The sequence below is a fragment of the Flavobacterium sp. genome (assembly GCF_028712645.1).
Lineage (GTDB): Bacteria > Bacteroidota > Bacteroidia > Flavobacteriales > Flavobacteriaceae > Flavobacterium.
Genome location: NZ_JAQTPQ010000190.1, coordinates 1 through 6,913 on the forward strand (window position 1 = coordinate 1; position 6,913 = coordinate 6,913).

The 6,913-nt window shown below is 29.7% G+C and carries 7 protein-coding genes and 1 pseudogene; all 8 read right to left on the reverse strand.

All coding sequences use genetic code 11. The features are described 5' to 3' along the window. Positions 1–184, reverse strand: a pseudogene (locus tag PHC28_RS13460) (IS5/IS1182 family transposase); the annotation flags it as partial. 234 nt (positions 185–418) lie between these two features. Beyond that, positions 419–1,450: a hypothetical protein gene (locus PHC28_RS13465; RefSeq protein ID WP_300101532.1), complete on the reverse strand. Its 1,032-nt coding sequence runs from the start codon at positions 1,448–1,450 to the stop codon at positions 419–421. Beyond that, the gene (locus PHC28_RS13470) at positions 1,450–2,583 is read right to left on the reverse strand and encodes an NAD-dependent epimerase/dehydratase family protein (protein ID WP_300101535.1); all 1,134 of its coding nucleotides are present in this window, start codon (positions 2,581–2,583) and stop codon (positions 1,450–1,452) included. The genes PHC28_RS13465 and PHC28_RS13470 overlap by 1 nt, the downstream gene beginning before the upstream one ends. Then, complete coding sequence (locus tag PHC28_RS13475; protein ID WP_300101538.1) at positions 2,580–3,200, reverse strand: DapH/DapD/GlmU-related protein; 621 nt, start codon at positions 3,198–3,200, stop codon at positions 2,580–2,582. The genes PHC28_RS13470 and PHC28_RS13475 overlap by 4 nt, the downstream gene beginning before the upstream one ends. After that, positions 3,181–3,957, reverse strand: coding sequence for a glycosyltransferase family A protein (locus tag PHC28_RS13480; protein ID WP_300101541.1), 777 nt, complete (start codon positions 3,955–3,957; stop codon positions 3,181–3,183). Before PHC28_RS13480 ends, PHC28_RS13475 begins: the two co-directional genes overlap by 20 nt. A gap of 10 nt (positions 3,958–3,967) precedes the next feature. Next, positions 3,968–5,053, reverse strand: a complete 1,086-nt coding sequence (locus PHC28_RS13485; RefSeq protein WP_300101545.1) for a glycosyltransferase — start codon at positions 5,051–5,053, stop codon at positions 3,968–3,970. Between the two features lie 9 nt (positions 5,054–5,062). Next, entirely contained in the window at positions 5,063–6,094 is a 1,032-nt protein-coding gene (locus PHC28_RS13490) for an EpsG family protein (RefSeq protein WP_300101549.1), read from the reverse strand. Between the two features lie 10 nt (positions 6,095–6,104). Then, a partial coding sequence (locus tag PHC28_RS13495; protein WP_300101551.1) for a glycoside hydrolase family 99-like domain-containing protein occupies positions 6,105–6,913 on the reverse strand: 809 nt, incomplete at its 5' end.

Genomic DNA, 6,913 nt, shown 5'->3' on the forward strand with positions numbered 1-6,913 from the left:
CAATTTTTCTAATAGGAATTGAGGGTCTGCCTTGCTCTGAATATAAATTTTGGAACTCAAACTCCATTTTATCCCAAGCAACCTCATCTGCTAATTTTACCAAAGGATGCCCAAGGTTTATAAGGTCTGTTAGCCTTGTTTTGAACAAATTTTGCTGATTATTGGGTTTTATTTTTCCTAACATATTGCCACTTTTTTATACCGAAACATACACTTTTTGGCGATTTAACAGTACTGTTTTTGGTAGTATTTAATCATAAGTTATTAACAATCAAAACGTTGTTGTTATTTTAAGGAATGACTATTTATAAGCAACAAGGAATAAACAGCTAACGACAACAACTAATAAAATATAAAATATCATACTGCTTCCTAAATATGAGTATATTGTTTTTTTAAGTAAATAATAAATTTTATTTTAATCCTTTAAAATCCAATAATTCGGATTTATATCTACAAATATAGTTTTTAGCCATCCTGAAATAGACATATCCTCATACAATCCTGATTCTATTTCAATAAAAGGGGAGTCAAAAAAAGTTTTATGTAAAACAATGTTTTCTCTATCAATTACAAACACATTATTCTCGTTATAAAATGGATATTTTTTTATATGTTTATTAGTTGTAATTATTTTTTTACCAGCGCCAAGAGCTTCAAAAGTTCTCATCGTTAAACCTTTTTGACCTGGATGATTAATATCTAATATCACTGCTGATTCATTATATAGTGACATAATTTCATTAATATTTAAACTTTTAAAACTAAGCTTTTTATATTCAAAACTATAGAAAGAGCTATCAAACAACATTTTAAACAAATAAACAAATCGACTGGGCATATAATAATATGCATAACTCATCAGATTTTGCTCATCACACCAATTAACAACTGAATTTCCAATCTTATATCTATCAGAATGAGCAGTGCCTAAAAAAAGTAAATCGTAATTTATTACTCCGTTGTTTTTTTTGTTGATAATATAGTCATCAATAAAGAAAAGTGGCCTAAAATCGAGGTTAAACATCAAAGCATCATCACTGTCAAAGGTGAATTTTCTGTTAAAAAACTTCAGAATCGAAACCGCATTCGGGTTATTATTAAAAGAATCCCAAGTGTAATAAATAAATACACATTTGGGATTTCTATTTTTGAAGTCTTCCAAAAAGAAACTTGGAACAACTTCTCCTTTAATCACAAAAAGAGAATCATAAGTAATCCCAATTGTCTTTTTAATCATTTCTTTGTAATACGAATTTATTTTTTTTTGATATAAAGAGCGTTTGAATCTGATTATTCCTTTTGCAAATATTGAATTTGCTGGACGTTCATCATAATAATCAACTATTGCTCCCAAAAACTTTAGCTTATCAGCAATTGCTTTTTCATAATTAAAAGTTTTTACTGATAAAAAAAGAATTCTTTTATTTTTAAAATTATCTGTCATCATTATTTTAACAAACCTTTTTTCTTCATTTCTTCCAACGATTCGCCCAGTTTATCTTGTTGTATTTCTTGTTGTAAAACCCAATTGGTAAAATTTTTAATTCCCTCTTCAAAAAAAACTTTTGGGGTAAAACCTAATAATTTTTTTATCTTAGTCATATCGGCAAAATTATGACGGATATCTCCTAATCTAAATTGTCCTGTAACTGTAATAGGAACTTCAACTTTATATGCATTAATCAAGGTATTGGCTACAGTTAATACATCAGTTGGTACTCCTGTCCCTACATTGAAAACATGGTAATTACCTTCTTCTTTTTCAATCCCTAAAATTGTGGCGTCAATAACATCATCGATGTACACAAAATCTCGAGTTTCTTTACCGTCTTCAAAGATTTTAATTCCATTATTATTTCGGATTTGTGTTGAAAATATAGACAAAATACCTGTGTATGGGTTTGATAATGACTGACCTGGCCCGTACACGTTTTGATATCTAAACGCAACTGGTGCAATCCCTATTGTTGGGCAAACGGTCATAATCATTTGCTCTTGATTTTGTTTGGTAATACCATATACAGAAGATGGGTGAATTTTTGATTCTTCATCAGTAGCCAAAAGCTCCAAAACAACATTGTCCGCACATTTTACTTCAAAATCGCCTGCAAGCATATCACTTTCTCGGCGATGTTTTGGATAAACAATCCCTAATTCTGGGTGCTTATACTTTCCTTCTCCATAAATAGATCTTGAAGAGGCAATTACGATTTTCTCGACTGAATGGTCACTATTTGCCAAAATATCAAGCATAATTGATGTGCCCTGTATATTTACTTCGGTATATTTCTCAATACAGTACATCGATTGTCCTGTGCCTGTTTCAGCAGCTAGATGAACAATTACTTGTTGCTCTGTCAACGCTTTTACCCAATCAGTTCTTGAAGTAACGGTTCCATTAATGAAAGTTACTTTATCTTTGATACTTTGGTATAATGGAGATGTTTTCTCCGGATTTTCTCCATGTATTTGTGGTGAAAGATTATCTAAAATGGTAATTGTATGCCCTTTTTCGATCAGTTTTAATGCCAAATTACTTCCTATAAAACCTGCTCCTCCTGTTATTAATATGTTTTTCATATTATATTTTTATATTTTTCCCATTTCTGAGTATTAAAATTAAATTTCTTTATTGGCTTTGCGGGCGTACCTACTGCAATAACATTTTCAGGTAAACTTTTTGAAACGACAGAATTCGCACCTACAATTGTTCCTTTACCAATTGTTACTCCTGGTAATACAGATACAAACTCACCTAACCAAACATTATCATGTATAATCACTGGCTTTGAAAATAGTACTCTCTCTGCAGGAGCAATATCAGGATTACTATCATTAGTATCACCTGCGTAGCTTCCATGCGAACAATCTGATATATATATTTTACTAGCCAATAATACATTATTTCCTATTGAAACTTTTTCTCTTGCTGTAATATGAACATAATCATTCATTTGAACATTTTTACCAAAAGTAAGAACAGTCATTTTATTCGTAGGGTACGCTTCTAGTCGACAACCAAACCCTGTAGTAAATCCACGTTCAACCGAAATAAACTCTTTACCTCTAACATCGAATGGAAATCTTATTAATCTAGCTTCCGAAAACACAAAAAATGTTCTTATTTTAAAATAAATTATTTTCAAAAAACCAATAAAACCGTATTGCTTTATCATCTTATTTTCTAAATCTAACAATTATTATTCTTCTAAAATATTTTAGAATTGAAAAAGAAACGGCAATTACATATCTCACCCATGAAATATAACCTTGATTATAGGCAAATTTTAAATTCAGCAACTCTCCTTTTTCCATTTCTTTAAGATTTGAACTTAAACCACTTTGTCCAAAGCCACTTTTCCCTTGATCGTATATAACAACTTGCTCATACAATAATGCACATTTATATAGTTTTGCAATTCTAATAAAGTAATTCCCTTCTTCAGCATATTTTTGAGACTCATCAAATAAACCAACTTTATCAATTACTCCAATCCGAAACATAACTGTAGAAGGCTGAAAATAATTTTTAAAAATTAATTGTTTCAAATTAATTTCATCAACATTTCCAACAACTAAATTTTCAGGAGTAGAAATAAGTCCGCCAATAAAACTAAACCCTTGTTTAGAATTTAAGACCGCTATTTGTTTTTCCGTTTTATTTATTAACCATTCATCATCGCTATCCAAAAAGCTAACCAAGTCTCCTTTAGCTACTTTAAGTCCTTCATTTCGAGCCGAAGAAACCCCTCCGTTTTTTTTGTTTATTAATATAAAATTATACAATGGATGATCAACAATATATTTATTAAGAATAACCAAAGATTGATCACTACTGCCGTCATTGACAATAATTATTTCAAAAGGTTTTACAGTTTGATTTATAACTGACTCTAGTGCTCTAACAATGGTGTTTTGCGCATTATAAACTGGAATTATAACGGATATTTTCATTTTTTTATCACTAAAAATGTAATGCTACTAGTTCATTTAATTTCTTTGAAATAATTTGAGATTCAAATTTTTTAATGTCGAACTTGGCAAGCTGTCCCATTTCTTTTCTTAAAACTTCATCTTGAACCAATAAATCCAATTTATTAATAAACTCTTGATGCTGCCCTTCTTCAATCAAAAAACCATTTTTATCATTGTCAATAATATCTCGAGGTCCACTAGGGCAATTAAAAGAAAGACAAGGAACTCCACAGGCCATTGCCTCTGCCAATACTAAACCAAATCCTTCGGCTATAGAAGTCAATACAAATACAGAAGCATTTAAATATTCTTGTTCAATTGCTGTGGTAGGCAAACTCAAAATTATACTTTGTTCTAGATTCAATCTTTTAATCTGTTCTTTTATTTTCATCTCATTCTCTCCCTTACCAATTATTTTGAGTTTCCATCCCCAATCTTTAGCTTTAGCTTGCGACCACAAATTTATCAATAATTTGTGTCTTTTATCATTGGTAAACCTCCCAACATTAAGCACTACCTTATTGTTTAGTGCAGCTGTGGCTTCATTATAAAAGGGCAAAGGATTTGGCAAATAAACATTATTAATCCCTATTGATTTATAATAAGTAGAATCTAAAGTAGTAGGCACAGTCAAAACCTTAACTTTTTTATAGAGTTTTTTTGCAATTAATTGATAAATTTTATTGTACGCCAAAAATGAGGAGTGTTCTGTTATCAAACTATTTTTACAATGATGTTGTGAACAATAAACCTCAAACAAATTAAAGGGAGTTGCTGTGTAAATAACATCTGGACAATGTTCCTTAATTTTCTTTCTTAAAATTAAAACAGATTTAAAAAAAACAACTATAATCTGAAACACTCTCTTCAAACGAGAATTCATATCCATATTCATTTTTACATCCAAAGAATCCACCTTTACAGTTTGTGACAACTCATAAAAGGACTTATTTCTGTCTTTTGTCAATAATATAACTTCATGATTATACTTTTCAAAAAAAGCAATGTGTTTTGAAATAACACGTTCAATTCCACCCGCAGGTGACATCGAGTTAAAGTATACAATTATCTTCATTGAAAGGGTTTAAAAAAATCTATAGGTATAATATTCATTAGTCATATACCCCAACAATTTATATATCGCAATAGCTGAAAAAACTGTTACTATTAGCATTCTTTTGCTTCTAGTATTCACTAAACTTAACATATATCCCGCAAGAACACAATCGACAATGGTGTAATAAACACTTAATCGTACACCAAAATCTGGAGAAATAAGATATGTTGCCACAAAAATTAAAAAACCTATCAAATAAATATTAAACAAATAAGTATATTTTTCATCTAAAAACAAATATTTTCTATATACAAACGATAAAATAATAATAATTGCTCTTTTCGAAACACCTATTAAATATAGAATTTCAATACGATCTGGCTTTTCTTGTAATTCTGAGTAAAAGAGTAATTTCTTAGTCAAATATTCAAATTGACTCCCTAAAAAATTTACTAAGGCAATTGTAACGCCAAAAGTAATTACCAGTATAATTATACTTTTAAATTTCAAGCTTTTTCTAGGCAAAAAATAAGCAAATATAAAAATCAATGAACTCACGTGAAACATAGCAGCACACACTATAAAAAATAAAAAATATTTCATTTTTTTGCGCACAGCATAATACATTGCAAAACAAGTAATAGACATTGCAATACCCTGTCTTATACCGCTTATATTAAAATACAGATACAAATCAGAATAAAAAATTAAAAAAGGCAGCACCAAATAAACACTATTTTTGCTGACAAATTTGCACATTAAATATATCGAAAACCCATTTAAAAATAATAAAAACACATTGTAATTTGCGTTTAATTTACTGGAAAATAAAAAATTAATAAACTTATAACCAGGTTCGGTTTCCCAAAATGGAGAAACATAGTTAGTGTAATAAGCTGGTGAATCTGTTCCTACAATGGTACCGTCTCTTAATCCAGCAAATAAAATAAGCAATATAGCCGAAAGAGCAAATGCAAATCTTGAAATTTCATAATTATATTCTATCGCCTCCAAATAAGAGTAAAATATTAATATAAAACCTAAAACTAAATATATCATTGAAAAATATCTATTTTAGCTCTTTATAAAGTGCATCTAAAAAGCCTTTACCATATTTCATATCGGGTTCTAAATAATTTCCTTCTGCCCATTCATTCCAGGACTTTATAAAAATAATTTGATTTTCTTCTGGTTTTGAAACAACCGTTTTTACAACTTCGGCTACGTGCTTACCAAATTCAACTGGCGTAAAGTCTGTCAAAACCAAAGCTTCATTTGAACTTCTTGGAGAATGATCCCATCCTGCAATTATACTCGGATAAATATTATTACGACTATCAATCTCAGGAACTGTAAAATATTTAGCTACCGTTTTATATTTATAGGTTTGCGGGACTTTTAAAACTATTTTTTTGATGAATTTTGCTAGTCTTTGAAATCTTGAACGAATATTAAGTTGGTAATTATCCAATCGAACTGTATTTATCGCATCAACACCCGTTTTCAAAATGTCATCAATATTAATTCTAGAATCGATAACTTGACCAACAAAGTGTATTCCTTCTAATCCATTTTCTGTAGCCAACTTTCTCCATGTATTAATAAATACAATAATTTCGTCTGAAGCCAAAGGACGGTAAATCATAAATAAGGGTTTACCATCTACTTTTATATACCGTTTATCCTTCAAGGCTGGAAGAATTTCATAAAAATGTTTTTCATAATCTGCAACTCCAGGATATTTTTGTTCTATAAGTATATTTCTATTTTTTAATCCATGCGCAAAACCTTTCCAAGTTTCATTTGCCCAAGCCAAACAAAAAGGAAAATCAGGCTCACCTAATTCAACTACTTCATTAAATGGTCTTTCAATTAATC

What these genes read in the sequence shown, in the direction of transcription:
- PHC28_RS13470 (WP_300101535.1), bottom strand. Translation starts at nt 2,583, where the DNA reads ATGAAAAACATATTAATAACAGGAGGAGCAGGTTTTATAGGAAGTAAT.
- PHC28_RS13480 (WP_300101541.1), bottom strand. Translation starts at nt 3,957, where the DNA reads ATGAAAATATCCGTTATAATTCCAGTTTATAATGCGCAAAACACCATT.
- PHC28_RS13490 (WP_300101549.1), bottom strand. Translation starts at nt 6,094, where the DNA reads ATGATATATTTAGTTTTAGGTTTTATATTAATATTTTACTCTTATTTG.
- PHC28_RS13485 (WP_300101545.1), bottom strand. Translation starts at nt 5,053, where the DNA reads ATGAAGATAATTGTATACTTTAACTCGATGTCACCTGCGGGTGGAATT.
- PHC28_RS13465 (WP_300101532.1), bottom strand. Translation starts at nt 1,450, where the DNA reads ATGATGACAGATAATTTTAAAAATAAAAGAATTCTTTTTTTATCAGTA.